This window comes from Sulfitobacter dubius (genome assembly GCF_900113435.1).
GTDB lineage: Bacteria > Pseudomonadota > Alphaproteobacteria > Rhodobacterales > Rhodobacteraceae > Sulfitobacter > Sulfitobacter dubius.
In genome coordinates, this window is record NZ_FOPG01000001.1 from 763,460 (window position 1) to 777,807 (window position 14,348).

General features: G+C 59.8%; 13 protein-coding genes. 6 read left to right on the forward strand and 7 right to left on the reverse strand.

Features of this window, described 5'->3' with window-relative positions; genetic code table 11:
• Window positions 1–126 precede the first annotated feature (126 nt).
• The gene (gene gyrA, locus BM229_RS03770) at window positions 127–2,877 is read left to right on the forward strand and encodes a DNA gyrase subunit A (RefSeq protein ID WP_093926333.1); all 2,751 of its coding nucleotides are present in this window, start codon (window positions 127–129) and stop codon (window positions 2,875–2,877) included.
• A 129-nt stretch (window positions 2,878–3,006) separates the two neighbouring features.
• Here gyrA and BM229_RS18045 read toward each other — a convergent pair whose 3' ends face one another.
• From BM229_RS18045 to BM229_RS03790, 4 genes are all read right to left on the reverse strand, one after another.
• Complete coding sequence (locus BM229_RS18045) at window positions 3,007–3,339, reverse strand: hypothetical protein (RefSeq protein ID WP_139226259.1); 333 nt, start codon at window positions 3,337–3,339, stop codon at window positions 3,007–3,009.
• Between the two features lie 165 nt (window positions 3,340–3,504).
• Window positions 3,505–4,986 (reverse strand): carboxypeptidase M32, encoded by a 1,482-nt coding sequence (locus tag BM229_RS03780; RefSeq protein ID WP_093926335.1) that lies wholly within the window; start codon window positions 4,984–4,986, stop codon window positions 3,505–3,507.
• 3 nt (window positions 4,987–4,989) lie between these two features.
• Window positions 4,990–6,135 carry a heme A synthase gene (gene ctaA, locus BM229_RS03785; RefSeq protein ID WP_093926336.1) on the reverse strand — a complete coding sequence of 382 codons (1,146 nt, stop codon included), beginning with the start codon at window positions 6,133–6,135 and terminating at the stop codon, window positions 4,990–4,992.
• A gap of 122 nt (window positions 6,136–6,257) precedes the next feature.
• On the reverse strand, window positions 6,258–7,022 hold the full coding sequence (locus BM229_RS03790; protein ID WP_093926337.1) for an RNA methyltransferase: 765 nt from the start codon (window positions 7,020–7,022) through the stop codon (window positions 6,258–6,260).
• A gap of 122 nt (window positions 7,023–7,144) precedes the next feature.
• On the opposite strand from BM229_RS03790, the gene BM229_RS03795 reads away from it, so the two are divergent.
• Entirely contained in the window at window positions 7,145–7,768 is a 624-nt protein-coding gene (locus BM229_RS03795) for a thiamine phosphate synthase (RefSeq protein WP_093926338.1), read from the forward strand.
• Between the two features lie 40 nt (window positions 7,769–7,808).
• Here the strand turns inward: BM229_RS03795 and BM229_RS03800 are convergent, their stop codons facing one another.
• The gene (locus BM229_RS03800) at window positions 7,809–8,954 is read right to left on the reverse strand and encodes a HupE/UreJ family protein (RefSeq protein WP_093926339.1); all 1,146 of its coding nucleotides are present in this window, start codon (window positions 8,952–8,954) and stop codon (window positions 7,809–7,811) included.
• Window positions 8,955–8,958: 4 nt separating this feature from the next.
• Between BM229_RS03800 and BM229_RS03805 the strand changes: the two genes are divergently transcribed.
• The 4 genes from BM229_RS03805 to BM229_RS03820 all read left to right on the forward strand — a co-directional run bounded on the left by BM229_RS03805 (window position 8,959) and on the right by BM229_RS03820 (window position 12,473).
• Entirely contained in the window at window positions 8,959–9,780 is an 822-nt protein-coding gene (locus tag BM229_RS03805; protein WP_093927200.1) for a DUF4198 domain-containing protein, read from the forward strand.
• 42 nt (window positions 9,781–9,822) lie between these two features.
• Window positions 9,823–10,707: a PfkB family carbohydrate kinase gene (locus BM229_RS03810; RefSeq protein ID WP_093926340.1), complete on the forward strand. Its 885-nt coding sequence runs from the start codon at window positions 9,823–9,825 to the stop codon at window positions 10,705–10,707.
• Window positions 10,704–11,636, forward strand: a complete 933-nt coding sequence (locus tag BM229_RS03815) for a pseudouridine-5'-phosphate glycosidase (protein WP_093926341.1) — start codon at window positions 10,704–10,706, stop codon at window positions 11,634–11,636. The genes BM229_RS03810 and BM229_RS03815 overlap by 4 nt, the downstream gene beginning before the upstream one ends.
• Before the next feature lie 84 nt (window positions 11,637–11,720).
• Window positions 11,721–12,473, forward strand: coding sequence for a DUF502 domain-containing protein (locus BM229_RS03820; RefSeq protein ID WP_093926342.1), 753 nt, complete (start codon window positions 11,721–11,723; stop codon window positions 12,471–12,473).
• On the opposite strand, the gene BM229_RS03825 is transcribed toward BM229_RS03820, so the two are convergent.
• The gene (locus BM229_RS03825; protein ID WP_093926343.1) at window positions 12,453–13,487 is read right to left on the reverse strand and encodes a patatin-like phospholipase family protein; all 1,035 of its coding nucleotides are present in this window, start codon (window positions 13,485–13,487) and stop codon (window positions 12,453–12,455) included. The genes BM229_RS03820 and BM229_RS03825 overlap by 21 nt on opposite strands.
• 5 nt (window positions 13,488–13,492) lie before the next feature.
• Entirely contained in the window at window positions 13,493–14,278 is a 786-nt protein-coding gene (locus tag BM229_RS03830; RefSeq protein ID WP_093926344.1) for a 3-hydroxybutyrate dehydrogenase, read from the reverse strand.
• Window positions 14,279–14,348: the final 70 nt, after the last annotated feature.

Below are 14,348 nucleotides of genomic sequence, written 5' to 3' on the forward strand. Positions count from 1 at the left end.
AACAGCATGTTGGCACTTGAGCCAGAGTGCTGCCAGTGCGTTTCGGCCACAGCCATTGCACCTGATATGCCCCGTCTGCTATAGAAAACCCCAAGATATAGAACCATAAAATGGTGGGCAAGATACGTGACCGATACGCCGGAAACCCCTGAGAACGCAGACAAAAAGCCTATTTTCCACGGGCCGTCGGTGACAATCGAACACGAGATGCGCACGTCCTATCTGGACTACGCGATGTCGGTGATCGTCAGCCGGGCGATCCCCGACCTGCGCGATGGGCTCAAACCGGTGCACCGCCGCATCCTTTTTGCCATGCATGAGACCGGAAACACCCACGACAAATCCTACCGCAAATCCGCCCGCCCCGTGGGTGACGTGATGGGCCAGTATCACCCGCATGGTGACTCTGCGATCTATGACGCTTTGGTGCGTATGGCGCAGGATTTTTCGATGTCGCTGCCGCTGCTTGATGGTCAGGGCAACTTCGGCTCAATGGACGGCGATAACCCTGCGGCGATGCGCTATACCGAGGTGCGGATGGACAAGCCAGCGGCCTATCTGCTGGCAGACATCGACAAAGACACAGTCGATTATCAAGACAACTATGACGGCAAACAGAAAGAACCTACGGTTCTGCCTGCGCGCTTCCCCAATATGCTGGTCAACGGCGCAGGCGGCATTGCCGTCGGCATGGCCACCAACATTCCGCCACATAACCTTGGCGAGGTTGTCGACGCATGCCTCGCGCTGATCGACGACCCTGACCTGACTTCTGAGCAACTGATCGATTATGTCCCCGGCCCCGATTTTCCAACGGGCGGGATCATGCTTGGCCGTTCCGGCGCGCGCAAAGCGTACCTTGAGGGGCGCGGCAGTGTCGTGATCCGTGCCAAGACGCGGGTCGAAGAGATCCGCAAAGATCGCTGGGCCATTGTCATTGATGAAATCCCCTATCAGGTTAACAAAGCCTCGATGATCGAAAAGATCGCCGAACAAGTCCGCGATAAAAAGATCGAAGGCATTTCCCACGTTCAGGACGAAAGCGACCGTAACGGCGTGCGCGTGGTGGTCGAACTCAAACGCGATGCGACCGCCGAAGTCGTGATGAACCAACTGTACCGCTTCACGCCCATGCAAACCTATTTCGGCTGCAACATGCTGGCGCTGAACGGCGGCCGGCCTGAACAGCTGACTTTGCGCAAGTTCCTCAGTTACTTCATCGATTTTCGCGAAGATGTTGTCGCCCGCCGCACCGCCTATCTGCTGCGCAAGGCGCGTGAGCGGAGCCATATCCTCTGTGGTCTGGCGGTTGCCGTCACCAACATCGACGAAGTCGTCGCCACCATCCGCTCCTCCGCCGATGCCTCTCAGGCACGCGAAAAGCTGATGACGCGCCGCTGGCCCGCAGAAGACATCCTGCCCTATATTGCGCTGATCGACGATCCGACCCATACCGCGAATGAAGATGGCACTTACAACCTGTCAGAGGCTCAGGCCCGCGCAATTTTGGAACTGCGTCTGCAGCGTCTGACCCAGATCGGCGTCAAAGAAGTCACCGATGAGCTGGAGGAACTGGCTGGCAAGATCAAAGAATACCTTGAAATTCTCGGTTCACGCGAACGCATCCTTGGCATCATCTCGGACGAGCTGCGCGAAGTGCGTGAACTCTTTGCCGTGCCGCGCCGCACCGAGATTGTCGACTGGTCCGGCGACATGGACGACGAAGACCTGATCGCCCGCGAAGACATGGTCGTGACCGTGACATCTGGCGGTTACATCAAACGTACCCCCCTCGCCGATTTCCGTGCGCAGCGCCGGGGCGGCAAGGGCGTCTCGGGCATGCAGACGAAAGAAGAGGATGTCGTGACCAACCTCTTCGTCGCCAATACCCATACGCAGCTTTTGTTCTTCACCACTGATGGGATGGTCTACAAACTTAAGACTTGGCGCCTGCCACAGGGTGCGCGCACTGCCAAAGGCAAGGCCATCGTCAACATCCTACCTATTCCCACCGGCGTTTCCATTGCAGCGATTATGCCGGTCGATCGGGATGAAAAGGACTGGGATGATCTACAGGTGGTCTTTGCTACTTCTGCCGGCACCGTGCGGCGAAACAAGCTGTCGGATTTCACCAATGTAAAAGCCAACGGCAAGATCGCCATGAAGTTCGAAGGCGAACACGAAAGCACCACACTAATCAACGCACGCATCGCGTCGCATGATGATGACGTGATGCTGGTGACCGACGCTGGCCGCGCGATCCGCTTCCCGGCGACCGATGTGCGGGTGTTCAATTCGCGCAACTCTGTCGGTGTGCGGGGCATTCGTTTGGGCGAAAAAGACACCGTCGTATCGATGTCCGTGATCCGCCACTTTGAGGCTGCCTCGGAAGAGCGTGTCGCCTATCTCAAGCAACGCCGCCTCATGGCCGGGCTGACCGATGATGACAGCAACGATGACGAAGAAGAGCAAGTGCAAGCCGGGCAACTCAGCACCGAGCGCTATGCAGAGATGTCTGCGGCAGAGGATTTGATTTTGACGATCACGGCCAAGGGCGCGGGCAAAGTGTCTTCGGCACATGACTATCCGGTGCGTGGCCGTGGTGGCATGGGTGTGACGGCTTGGACCAAGGCAATGGCACATGGTCCCATCGTTGCCTGCTTCCCGGTCGAGATGTCGGACCAAGTCATGTTGGCGACATCCAAAGGGCAATCGATCCGCGTTCCCGTAGAAGGGATTTCTTTCCGGTCGCGCAGTGCGGGTGGTGTAAAGGTCTTTAGCACGGGCAAGAACGAAGAGGTCGTCAGCGTGGCTTGGATCGCCGATCAGGGCAACGACGAGGATGAAGCTGTCGAAGATGACAGCACCACAGAATAACTTACACTGTACCCCGCCCCGTAGTGAAAGCTTCGGGGCGGTTGCTTTATCAGCCAAATATCAAACAACAAAAAATCCCCCGCGCCATCGGCACGGGGGATTTTCTAATCTTAAGCTTCTGTAAAGAAGTTATTGAGTAGTAGTTGTGGTAGTAGAGGACGAAGAGCCCGCTGCAATCGCCACAAGAACCAGAGCCGCGCCTGCCGCTGCTGCGCCGCCACCAAGGCCAGCACCAGCTGCGAAGAGGCCAGCATCATCAGCGCGTACGCAAACGCGGGCTGTGTCGCCATCAACTGTAACCGGGTCTGGCTTGCAGTTGTAGATCACGCCATTCGCGCCTTGAACCTGAAGCGAATAAACGGAGTCGTCAGACGCCCCAAGAACCGCCGCCTGTGTTGTTGTTTGGGCAAATGCAGCACCCGTAAGGGCGATTGTCGCCGCAACCGTTGCAAGAATTTTCATTGTCTCGGTACTCCTATATCTCGTCAAAAATCAAAACTCACCGGACCATCGCATATTATCATGCTCAGCGCAAAGACGAATTGTTAAAGCTCAGTTAAGAATTCACGTGGTGCCTGTTGTTTGAGCAACACCGCCAGATGGCCTATTGTTCCCAGTTTTTTCTATTTAAATCCCATATAGATCTTTAAACTTGTTTTCTAGGTAGTTCAGCAATGGCTCCTCGGTCGGCGGCTTTCCGCAAGCGCGTGTTATGACCTCTCGTGGTTCAAAAAGCCCACCGTGTTGTTGGACGTTTTCACGCAGCCAACCTGTTGCAGCACTTGTATCGCCCCGCCCAAGAGATTCGTCCAAATCAGGCACCGCCGCGCGCATCGCATCATTGAGGCAGCCAGCATAGACGTTCCCAAGGCTGTAGGTCGGAAAATACCCCAGCAGACCAACCGACCAGTGTACGTCCTGCAAGACACCGTTCGAGGGGCGGTCAACCGGATACCCGAAATCAGCCACAAACCGATCATTCCATGCGGTCTCTAGCTCATTAACCTGCAAGTCCCCTGCCATCAGTGCACGTTCCAAATCAAACCGCAGCAGGACGTGGAGGTTATATTGCAGTTCGTCAGCCTCGGTACGGATGAAGCCGTCCGACACACGATTGACGATTTTGTAGAATGTCTCGGCATCCGGCACACCGAAGTCACCATAAGCAGCCGTCATTTCACCGAACAACCAGCCGGTGAAGGGGCGGCTGCGGCCAATCTGATTTTCATAGATACGGCTCTGGCTTTCATGCACCCCCATCGACACGCCGCGCCCCAACGGGGTGAGCAGATAAGCGTTGTTGATCCCTTGCTCATAGGCAGCGTGGCCGACTTCATGCACCGTGGAATAAAAACAATTGAAAGGGTCAAGCGCGTTGGTGCGCGTGGTAATTCTAACATCCAAGCCCGAGCCGGATGAGAAAGGATGCACTGCCTTATCGATCCGTCCGGTGGAGAGGTCATACCCAAAATGCCGGGCAAGTTTAGCTGTCAGTTCCATCTGAGAGGCTTCATCGAACACGCCTTCCAAAACTGGCGGTGCTTCGGCAGCGCGCACGGCAGCGCGTAGTTCTGTTAGCTTAGGGCGCAGCGCCCCGAACATTGCCTCTAGGTCTGCCGCTGTAGTGCCGGGCTCATAATCCTCCAGCATCGCATCGTAGATATCAATATCGCGCCCCTCGGCCAAGGCAGCCCCCTCTTCACGTTTGAGAGCAATCACCTCTTTCAAGGTCGGGGCAAAGGCGGCGAAATCATCGGCGGCGCGGGCCTCGGCCCACGTACCCTGCGCGGCGGAGGTGACACGGGCGATCCGTGCCGCCAGATCGGCGGGAACACGGGTGGCACGGTCAAAATCGCGTTTGATGTGGCGCAGGTTGGCCTGCCCCACCGCGTCCAGACCCGCCGTTTCGATACGGCCCAGCCAATCGGCAATACGCGGATCGATGCGGCGGGAGTGCAGCACGCTTTCCATCGCCGCCATCTCCTCGCCCCGCTGGGGCGCGGCGCCGCGGGGCATGACCGTTTCTTGGTCCCAGCCGAGCCGCCCCGCGACCTGTGCCAGCGCTTCGGTCTCGCGCTGAAAGGCCATCAAATCGTCGTATGCAGTCATGTCTCAGCCTCTCAGCGATGTGGCGACGGGATAGGCCGCAAGAAAACGCGCCCGCAGGATCAACACCCAGAGCAGAACGGCCAACGCCTGGTGCGCCAGCGCCAGATGCACCGGGGCGGCATAGAGCACCGTGGTGATGCCCAGAACCACCTGAAAGGCCAGCGCCGCCATCACCGCATTAAACGCAAAGCGCGTCCGCGCATGGGCCGAGCGGCGGCCGCGCAGCCAGACGACTACGCCGAAAGCAAACAGCAGATAGCCCGCCACCCGGTGCATGAATTGCACCAGCCCGGGATTTTCAAAGAAGTTGCGCCATGTGGGCGTGATGCTAAACGCGTCGGGTGGGAAGAACTGCCCCTGCATCAGCGGCCAGTCGACGAAGTAGCGGCCTGCGTCAATCCCAGCGACCAGCGCGCCCAGCAGGATCTGCAACGCTGCGAAATGCAACAAGCCGGTGGCCATGCCGAACTGCTTGGCCTCCTTGGCGCGGCGGGCCTGAATCAGGTCGCGTTCGCTGCGGCCCAGCAAGAGCACATACCATGTGATAAAACCGAGGATGACAAAGGCGAGGCCGAGATGGGTCGCCAAACGGTAAGAGGCCACATCCGTCACCCCCTGCCCGCTGGTCACGCCTGAGGCGACCATCCACCAGCCAATCGCGCCCTGCGCGCCGCCAAGTGCGCCGATAAAGAGCAGACGTTTGTTCCAGCCCACTGGAATTTGACGTCGAACGAGAAAGTAAAGAAAGCCCAAAGCCCAGACGAGGCCAATCACTCGGCCAAGTTGCCGGTGGCCCCATTCCCACCAGTAGATGCTTTTAAAATCAGAAAGTTCCATCCAAGCGTTCTGGACCTGAAACTCGTCGATCTGCTTGTATTTGTCGAATTCCGCCTGCCAATCGGCCTCACTCATTGGCGGCAAGGCCCCGGTAACGGGACGCCATTCCGTGATGCTAAGCCCGCTGTCAGTCAGACGTGTCAGTCCGCCGACGGCGATCATAACAAAGACCAGCGCAAAGAGGATCATCAGCCAAATACGGATCGCGCCACGCGCGCCGCCACGGCCCTTGTCGATGCCCCCGGTTTGCACCGGGGCACGGCTGGGTTGGTCGGTCCCGACCTCTTCGAAAAGTTTGCGTTTTTCCGCCATGGCGCGCCTCATTTTCCGTTTGGATAGAGTGGTATGCCATGGGCGGGGAAAGGTCTAGCGGGGTGAGTTATGTTGCCGCATGTGCCGAGGGCCAACGGCTTGATTCCGGGCGGTGGCTTCCCTCAGCCCTTCTCTTTCCAACGGACCATTTGCCGCAGGATCCCATGCAGCATCTGCACATCCGCCCGTGTCATCGGCATCCGCGACCACATGTTGCGCAGGTTCAGCTTCATAGAGGTCGTTTTATGTTCGGGATAGAAGAACCCCGCCTCTTCCAACCGTTCCTCGTAATGCCGCGCCAGATGGTCGACCTCGGCCCCCTTTGCCCAATCGGTGCCGGCCATCTCGGTCACCTCATGCGTCACATCACCCTGCGCCCGCATCCATTCGTAGGACATCAAGAGCACGCATTGCGCGAGGTTGAGCGAGGCGAACTTGGGGTTCACCGGAACCGAGACAATCGCATTGGCCTGCGCGATATCCTCATTCTCCAGCCCTGCCCGCTCTGGTCCGAAAAGCACCGCAACCCGTTGTCCTGCCGAGATTTTCTCTGCCGCCAGCTTCATCGCAGCTTCGGGGCTATAGACCGGTTTGGTCAGGTCGCGGCCCCGCGCCGTGGTGGCAAAGGTGAAATCGCAATCGCCCAAGGCGCTTGGCAGGTCCGCACAATGCTGTGCCTCATCCAACAACCGCCCCGCGCCCGAGGCCATGGCCACGGCAGATTGGCTCGGCCAGCCGTCACGCGGCGCGACGACCCGCATATGATCAAGGCCAAAGTTCCACATCGCACGCGCCGCCGCGCCAATGTTCTCGCCCATTTGCGGACGCACAAGCACAATCGCCGGGATTGGCGCGGGAAGGACGGGGGAAGATGATGTCTGGGTCATAGGCGCCTCATAGCTCCTGCGCGTTCGCACCGCAAGAAAGCCCGCGCAGCACACGCATATCCGTTTTCTTTTGCAACGCCTTGCGCTACTCAGACCCCCAGACCCGAGCAAGGACAGTGACCATGGACGCGCCAGAACAGCCGCAGATTTACCTTATCACCCCGCCCGAAGTTGAGCTGAGCCAATTCCCCGCGCAACTGGCCGCCGTACTGGACGCGCATCCGGTCGCCTGTGTGCGGATGGCCCTGTCAACCCGCGACGAAGACCGCCTGTCGCGCGCCGGTGACGCGCTGCGCGAGGTGACCCATGCGCGCGATGTGGCCTTGGTGATCTCGGATCACCTATTGATGGTCGAACGCCTTGGCCTAGACGGCGTACATCTGAGCGACGCGGCCCGCACCGTGCGCCATGCCCGCAAGGAATTGGGTGAGGACGCGATTGTCGGCAGCTATTGCGGCACCTCGCGGCACGAAGGCATGGCAGCAGGCGAAGCGGGGGCGGATTATGTCAGCTTTGGCCCCACGCAGGCCAGCGCGCTTGGCGATGGCAGCTTTGCCGAAGCCGATCTGTTCCAGTGGTGGTCCGAGGTGATCGAAGTGCCCGTCGTCGCCGAAGGTGCGCTCGACATCGACATGATCCGCAAACTGGCCCCACGCACAGATTTCTTCGGCATCGGAGCCGAGATTTGGGACAAGGACGATCCGGTGGCCGAACTTGCCACCCTGATCGCCGCCATGCAGGGCTGATCGGCCCTTTGGGCAGCCCGGTTAAGGGCTGCCCACTCGCTTACAGAAACACCCGCTCAATGAACCAATAGGCCCCAACCGCCGCGATCACGCAGGAGGCGGGCACCGCGATGGCGCGGCGATACCAATCTCGCTTCATCGCCCAGCCAACCAGCACAAATGCAATCGCGATCACCGCAAGCTGGCCCAATTCCACACCGATGTTAAAGCCGATCAGCGCGGGCACAAACTGCCCTGCAGGCAGCCCAAAGTCGCCCAGCACCGAGGCAAACCCAAGCCCGTGCAAGAGGCCAAAGCCAAAGATCACCAACGGTCGCCAGCGGTTCAAACCAGAGTGGAAGATATTCTCGACCGCGACATAGGTAATTGACGCAGCGATCAGCGGCTCGACAATCGCACCGGACACGTTAACCCAGCCCATCGCACCAAGCGCCAATGTCACCGTATGCGCCAAGGTAAAGGCCGAAACTTGCCAGATCAACGGCCGCAGCCGGGTCGATAGGAAGAAAAGCCCCAAAACAAAGAGGATATGATCCAACCCCTTGGGCAGAATGTGGTCGAACCCAACCGGGATATAGCTGACAAACGCCTGCAACCCACTTTGCGCATCACCGCCCGCAAGGTCGATCTCGGGGCTAACCTCACCACCAGACAGATAGCCGGTGTAAGGCACCTCGACGTCCTGTTGCCGCAGTACCAACGCGCCTGCGCCTTCGGGCCAAGTGACTTGGATACGCTCTGCTCCGCCAGGCACCGGCGCCTCTAATCGCCACAGGCTGTCGCGCGGCAGTTCAGGATCAACCCCATCAGGCACGTCGACCGCCACGCTCTCAAGCGCGATCGCCTCACCGTCCACGCTGAGCAGCGGCAGGCTGTTCCAAGTTGGCAAAAGATCTGGCGCAAGGGCCGCGATATCCGCCACAGGCTGGCTGCGCAGGGCGTCATAATCCCCGGCGTTTTCAGCATTATCTGTGTCCTCGACACTGTCCAGATCGATCTCTGCCAGCAGTGCCTCTAGGTTAATCTGAAACTCCAGCACGGCGCGGCCCTCGGCGACCGTCAAATCTGCAATCGTGGGTTTGACCTCATGGGCCTGCACCGCAGCACCCGCCGAGAAAAGGATCGCGCTTGACAAAACCCATAGCAACGCCAGCTTGGATCTTAGCCAAAAGAAAGTTCTTTGCATGAAAATGTCCCTGTCGTCTGTCATTATTTTCAGTATCTTATCGGCAAAGCCGATCTTTGCACATGAATACTGGCTGTCGCCGCTGAACTATCAAGTGGAAAGCGGCGAAAACATCGCGGCGCATTTTCGCAATGGCGAAGAGTTTGTTGGCTCAACCTTTCCTTATCTGCCCAACCGCCTCACACGCTTTGAGCTTTTGGTAGAGGGGCAGCCCTATGACCTCTCCCCCCGTGCAGGTGACAATCCGGCCTTGCAGCTTCCCGCGCCGGATCGCGATGCGCTGGTGGTCGCGGTGGCCGAAACCACCCCCTCCAGAGTGACCTACACCGAATGGGAGAAGTTCCTCTCCTTTGCCGAGCATAAGGATTTCCCCCAAGCCGAAGCAGATCACATCGCCAACGGCTGGTCGCAGGACAAAATCATCGAGAGTTACACGCGCCACGTCAAAACCCTGATCGCCACAGGGTCGGGCAACGGACAAGACGCCGCTACCGGCATGGCCACCGAATTTGTTGCCCTGACGAATCCCTATGAGGTTGATTTTGACAATCAGATGAAAGTCGCGCTGCTCTATCGAGATGCGCCGCGCGCCAATGCCCAGATCGAAGTTTTTGACCGCGCCCCGGATGACAGTGTCACCATTTCAATGCACCGCACCGATGAAAACGGCAAAGCAGTGATTCCGGTAACGCCGGACCATGAGTATCTCTTTGATGCAGTGGTTCTACGCCCGGCAGAGAATGCCAAAACAGGCGAAGGCTATGACCTCGACCAACCCGCTTGGGAAACACTCTGGGCCGCGCTGACATTTGCGGTGCCACAATAAGGCCGCTTGCGCGCGGTAACGCTTGGCGGCTAGAAGCGCCGCATGACCAGAACACCTGATATCCTGTGCATTGGCTCCGTCCTTTGGGACGTGATCGGCCGCTCTGAAAACGCCATGCGCCAAGGCTCTGACATGCCGGGGCGCATCACGCGTTTGCCGGGCGGCGTGGCGCTGAACATCGGCATGGCATTGGCGCGCTTTGGGCTGACGCCCGCGCTGTTGTCCGCCGTTGGTCGCGACGCGGAGGGGGATGAATTAATCGCCGCCTGTACGTTGCGCGGTCTGATCACCGATCACGTTTACCGCTCCGACGATCTGCCGACGGACCGCTATATGGCCGTCGAAGGCTCGAACGGGTTGATTGCCGCGATTGCCGATGCCCATTCGCTAGAGGCTGCGGGGGATAAAATTCTGCGCCCGCTCGAAGATGGCAGCCTGCCTGCGCCCTATAAAGGCGCCGTGGCGCTGGATGGCAACCTCACGGTCGAATTACTCGCCCGCATGGCGCAAAGCCCGCTACTGGCTGAGGCCGACCTGCGCGTCGCCCCCGCCTCGCCCGGCAAAGCGCTGCGGCTGACGCCCTTCCTGAAGGCCGGTCGCGGCACGCTTTATGTGAACCTCGAAGAGGCCGGGCTGCTCTGTCAGGCCAGCTTTGACGATTCCCCCACCGCCGCCCGCGCCCTGCTGGCCCGTGGCGCGCGCCGTGCTGTAGTGACAGATGGCGGCAACCCCGCCACCGTGGGGCAAGGGGATGATATCATCACCCTCACCCCGCCCTCGGTCCATGTGGCCCGTGTCACGGGCGCAGGCGACACATTCATGGCCGCCCATGTGGCTGCCGAACTTGGCGGGGCCGTCGCGCAACCCGCCCTCAAGGCCGCACTCGACGCTGCTGCCCTTTACGTTTCCGGAGAGACCAAGATATGACAACCGCCCCTTCCGCCCTGCCCCTCACCTTCAGCGCCGAAGTGGCCAAGGCCCGCGAAAGCGGTGCCGCGATCGTGGCGCTGGAAAGCACCATCATCACCCATGGCATGCCCTATCCGCAAAACCTCGAAGTGGCGCGGCAGGTTGAGCAGGACATCCGCGATGCCGGGGCCGTGCCCGCCACCATCGCCGTGATCCGTGGCGCGTTGCACATCGGTTTGGACGACGACCAGCTTAGCGATCTGGCGCAGGCCAAAGATGTGGCGAAACTTTCGCGCGCCGATATGGCCGTCTGCATCGCGTCGGGCGGCACAGGGGCCACCACCGTCGCCGCCACCATGATCGCCGCTAATCTTGCAGGCATCGAAGTCTTCGCCACCGGCGGCATCGGCGGCGTGCACAAAGGCGCGGAGGAGAGCTTTGACATCTCCGCCGACCTGATGGAACTGGCACAGACCCCCGTCACCGTCATTGCCGCTGGCGCCAAGGCGATCCTCGACGTGCCGAAAACGCTGGAAGTGTTGGAAACCCAAGGCGTGCCGGTCATCACCGTGGGCCAAGACAGCTTTCCCGCCTTCTGGAGCGCGGGATCCGAATTGCAGTCGCCGCTGCGTCTCGATGACGCGGGCGCGATTGCCAAAGCCCACCGCACCCGCGCTGCCATGGGTCTCCCCGGCGGTCAACTCGTGGCCAATCCGATCCCGGCGGATGAAGAAATCCCCGCCGCCGAACTGGCTCCGATCATCGCCCAAGCACAATCTGACGCTGACGCCCAAGGCGTGCACGGCAAGGGCGTGACCCCGTTCCTGCTCCAGCGCATCTTTGAACTGACCGAGGGCCGTTCGCTCACCGCCAATATCGCATTGGTGCGCAACAATGCCCGGCTAGGGGCCAAGATCGCCGCAAACCTCGTCAACCTGCCGCGTTAAAGGCGAAAAACACCGTCGAGCCATTGCCGGGCCGGGGCAGACGCCTTAGCTATGTTGCGATTAACTCTTCGGAAAACGGCGCAGATGAACACACCTTTCGATCCCGACCCGACGCAGGTCCGGCGCAGCCTTGTTGCAAGACTGCGGGCGTCCTTCCTGACCGGGTTGGTTGTGATTGCGCCTGTTGGACTAACCATTTGGCTGATCTGGAGTGTGATCGGCTGGATCGACGGTTTTGTACTGCCGCTGGTGCCCAAAGCCTACCACCCTGACCGCCTGCTCCAAGATTTCCTCGGCCTTGACCCATCGTTGCAGTTTAACGTGCGCGGCCTTGGCGTGGTGATCTTTTTGATCTTTACGATCATGGTTGGTTGGGCCGCGAAGGGTCTTATTGGCCGCTCGATGATCCGCTTTGCCGAAAGTCTGGTGGAGCGTACCCCCGTGGTGCGCACGATCTATTCCGGCATCAAGCAGATTTCCGAGACGATCTTTGCCCAGTCCGAGCGGAGTTTCGAGACCGCCTGCCTGATCGAATATCCCCGGCGCGGGATCTGGGCGCTTGGGTTTATCTCCACCGAGGCGAAAGGCGAAGTGCTCAAACGCACCGGTGCCAATGGCGAAATGCTTTCTGTCTTTCTGCCGACCACACCCAACCCCACCTCGGGGTTCTTGCTGTTCGTCCCCCGTGCCGATGTCATCGAACTCGACATGAGCGTCGAGGACGCGGCGAAACTGGTGATCTCTGCCGGGCTGGTCTATCCGCCACGCCCCGGCGCTGATCTGCCCGAGGCGCTAGCCCTGTCGGACCCCGAAGACTCAGCCGAACATCGCGGGTAGATCGACGCTGCTGCGCTGGTTCAGGTCGTCAAAGTGATCCGCTAGGAATTGATCCGCCGCCGCGACACCCGCTTCATGCAGCGCTCGTATCACCGCCGGATTGGGCAACATCTTGGTTGCCACAGACAGCTGCGCCATGAGCGCGTCATTGGCGATCATATGCATGTGGACCCGCTTCATCCGCCCCTCTGGCAGGGTGCCATCCGCAATCAGGCGCTGCACGAAATCAATCGCGCGCATCTCCCGCAAGAGGCTGGAGTTAAAGCTGATCTCATTGATCCGGTTCTGGATCTGCTGGGGCGTCGTCGGCAGATCTTCACGCTCTAGCGGGTTGATGTTCACCACCACGATGTCCTCCGGCAAGTCGTCGCGAAACAGCGGAAACAGCGCCGGATTGCCGGTATAGCCACCGTCCCAAAAGGCTTCGCGCTGGCCGGTTTGAGCGTCGTCAATCTCAACCGCCTTAAAAATCGTCGGCAGACAGGCCGAGGCCAGCAACGCATCGGGGCCGATCTCGTCCCCCTCAAACACCCTGATCTTGCCGTTGCGCACCCGCGTGGCGCAGACAAAGAAGAACAGCGGTTTCTGCGCCCCCACTTTGCCATAGTCGAACCGCGCCACGACATCTTCGAGTGGATTGCGATAGAACGGCCCATAGGCATAGGGCGACACGACCCGCGTCAGCGAGTCTGAGATCGCCATGGGCAGGGAATATTCCATCGCCTGACTGAGCTTATCCAACCCAAAAGGCGCCAGCCAATGCGACAGCCGCAGGTCGGAAATGCCCGACACCTGCGTCCAGAGCCAATCAAGGTTCTCTCGCGCGCCCTCGCGCCCGCCCGAGATCATGCCTGATTTCTGCGCCGCGCCATTCAGCGCCCCGGCAGAGGTGCCGGAGATGCCGCAGATTTCCAGATCGTCCTGTTGCAACAGCCGATCCAACACCCCCCAAGTGAAAGCGCCATGCGCGCCGCCCCCTTGGAGGGCGAGGTTAATGCGTTTTTTGACCGCCACGGCGCTTACAACGCTGTCCAGCCGCCATCGACGCTGATGGTCGTGCCGGTGATCTGGGCCGCCGCGTCAGAGCACAGAAACGTTGCCGTGCCCCCCATCTGCTCGACGGTGGCGAACTCCCGCGAAGGCTGGCGCGTGAGCATGACCTGTTCGATCACCTCTTCGCGGCTCATGTCGTATTCTTTCATCGTGTCGGGGATCTGCTTTTCGACGATTGGGGTCAGCACATAGCCCGGGCAAATCGCGTTGCAGGTGATTGGCTCCTTCGCCGTTTCCAGCGCGGTCGTCTTGCTGAGGCCAACAATCCCATGTTTCGCGGCGATATAGGCGGATTTATAGGGCGAAGCCGTCAGGCCATGTGCCGAAGCGATGTTGATTACCCGGCCCCAGCCCGCTTTGCGCATCATCGGCAGCGCTTCGGCGGTGGTGTGAAAGGCCGACGAAAGGTTGATTGCGATAATCGCATCCCATTTCTCAGTCGGAAAATCAGGGATCGGGGCGACATGTTGGATGCCTGCGTTATTCACCAGAATGTCGCAAGATCCGGCTTCGGCGATCAAACGCCGACACTCCGCCCCCTTGGACATATCGGCCTTGATGTACCGGGCGGTTACGTTGCATTCCTCGGCCATCTTCTGCGCCAACGCATGATCCGCCTCGTCATCGGTAAAAGAGTTCAACACGATATCGGCCCCGGCCCGCGCCAGTTCCCAGGCGATGCCCAGTCCGATTCCAGAATTCGATCCGGTGATGACGGCTGTCTTGCCGGACAGGTCGATGGTGAAAGCCATGGCGCGTCTCCTTGTTCATGCTGCGACTGCATCATGTACTGCGACGGCGGCAAAGGGAAAGGGTTTGCGC

Excerpts from the sequence above, each read along its gene's own strand:
- BM229_RS18045 (WP_139226259.1), bottom strand. The coding sequence starts at position 3,339 with ATGAAAATTCTTGCAACGGTTGCGGCGACAATCGCCCTTACGGGTGCT.
- BM229_RS03780 (WP_093926335.1), bottom strand. The coding sequence starts at position 4,986 with ATGACTGCATACGACGATTTGATGGCCTTTCAGCGCGAGACCGAAGCG.
- ctaA (WP_093926336.1), bottom strand. The coding sequence starts at position 6,135 with ATGGCGGAAAAACGCAAACTTTTCGAAGAGGTCGGGACCGACCAACCC.
- BM229_RS03790 (WP_093926337.1), bottom strand. The coding sequence starts at position 7,022 with ATGACCCAGACATCATCTTCCCCCGTCCTTCCCGCGCCAATCCCGGCG.
- BM229_RS03795 (WP_093926338.1), top strand. The coding sequence starts at position 7,145 with ATGGACGCGCCAGAACAGCCGCAGATTTACCTTATCACCCCGCCCGAA.
- BM229_RS03800 (WP_093926339.1), bottom strand. The coding sequence starts at position 8,954 with ATGCAAAGAACTTTCTTTTGGCTAAGATCCAAGCTGGCGTTGCTATGG.
- BM229_RS03805 (WP_093927200.1), top strand. The coding sequence starts at position 8,959 with ATGTCCCTGTCGTCTGTCATTATTTTCAGTATCTTATCGGCAAAGCCG.
- BM229_RS03810 (WP_093926340.1), top strand. The coding sequence starts at position 9,823 with ATGACCAGAACACCTGATATCCTGTGCATTGGCTCCGTCCTTTGGGAC.
- BM229_RS03815 (WP_093926341.1), top strand. The coding sequence starts at position 10,704 with ATGACAACCGCCCCTTCCGCCCTGCCCCTCACCTTCAGCGCCGAAGTG.
- BM229_RS03820 (WP_093926342.1), top strand. The coding sequence starts at position 11,721 with ATGAACACACCTTTCGATCCCGACCCGACGCAGGTCCGGCGCAGCCTT.
- BM229_RS03830 (WP_093926344.1), bottom strand. The coding sequence starts at position 14,278 with ATGGCTTTCACCATCGACCTGTCCGGCAAGACAGCCGTCATCACCGGA.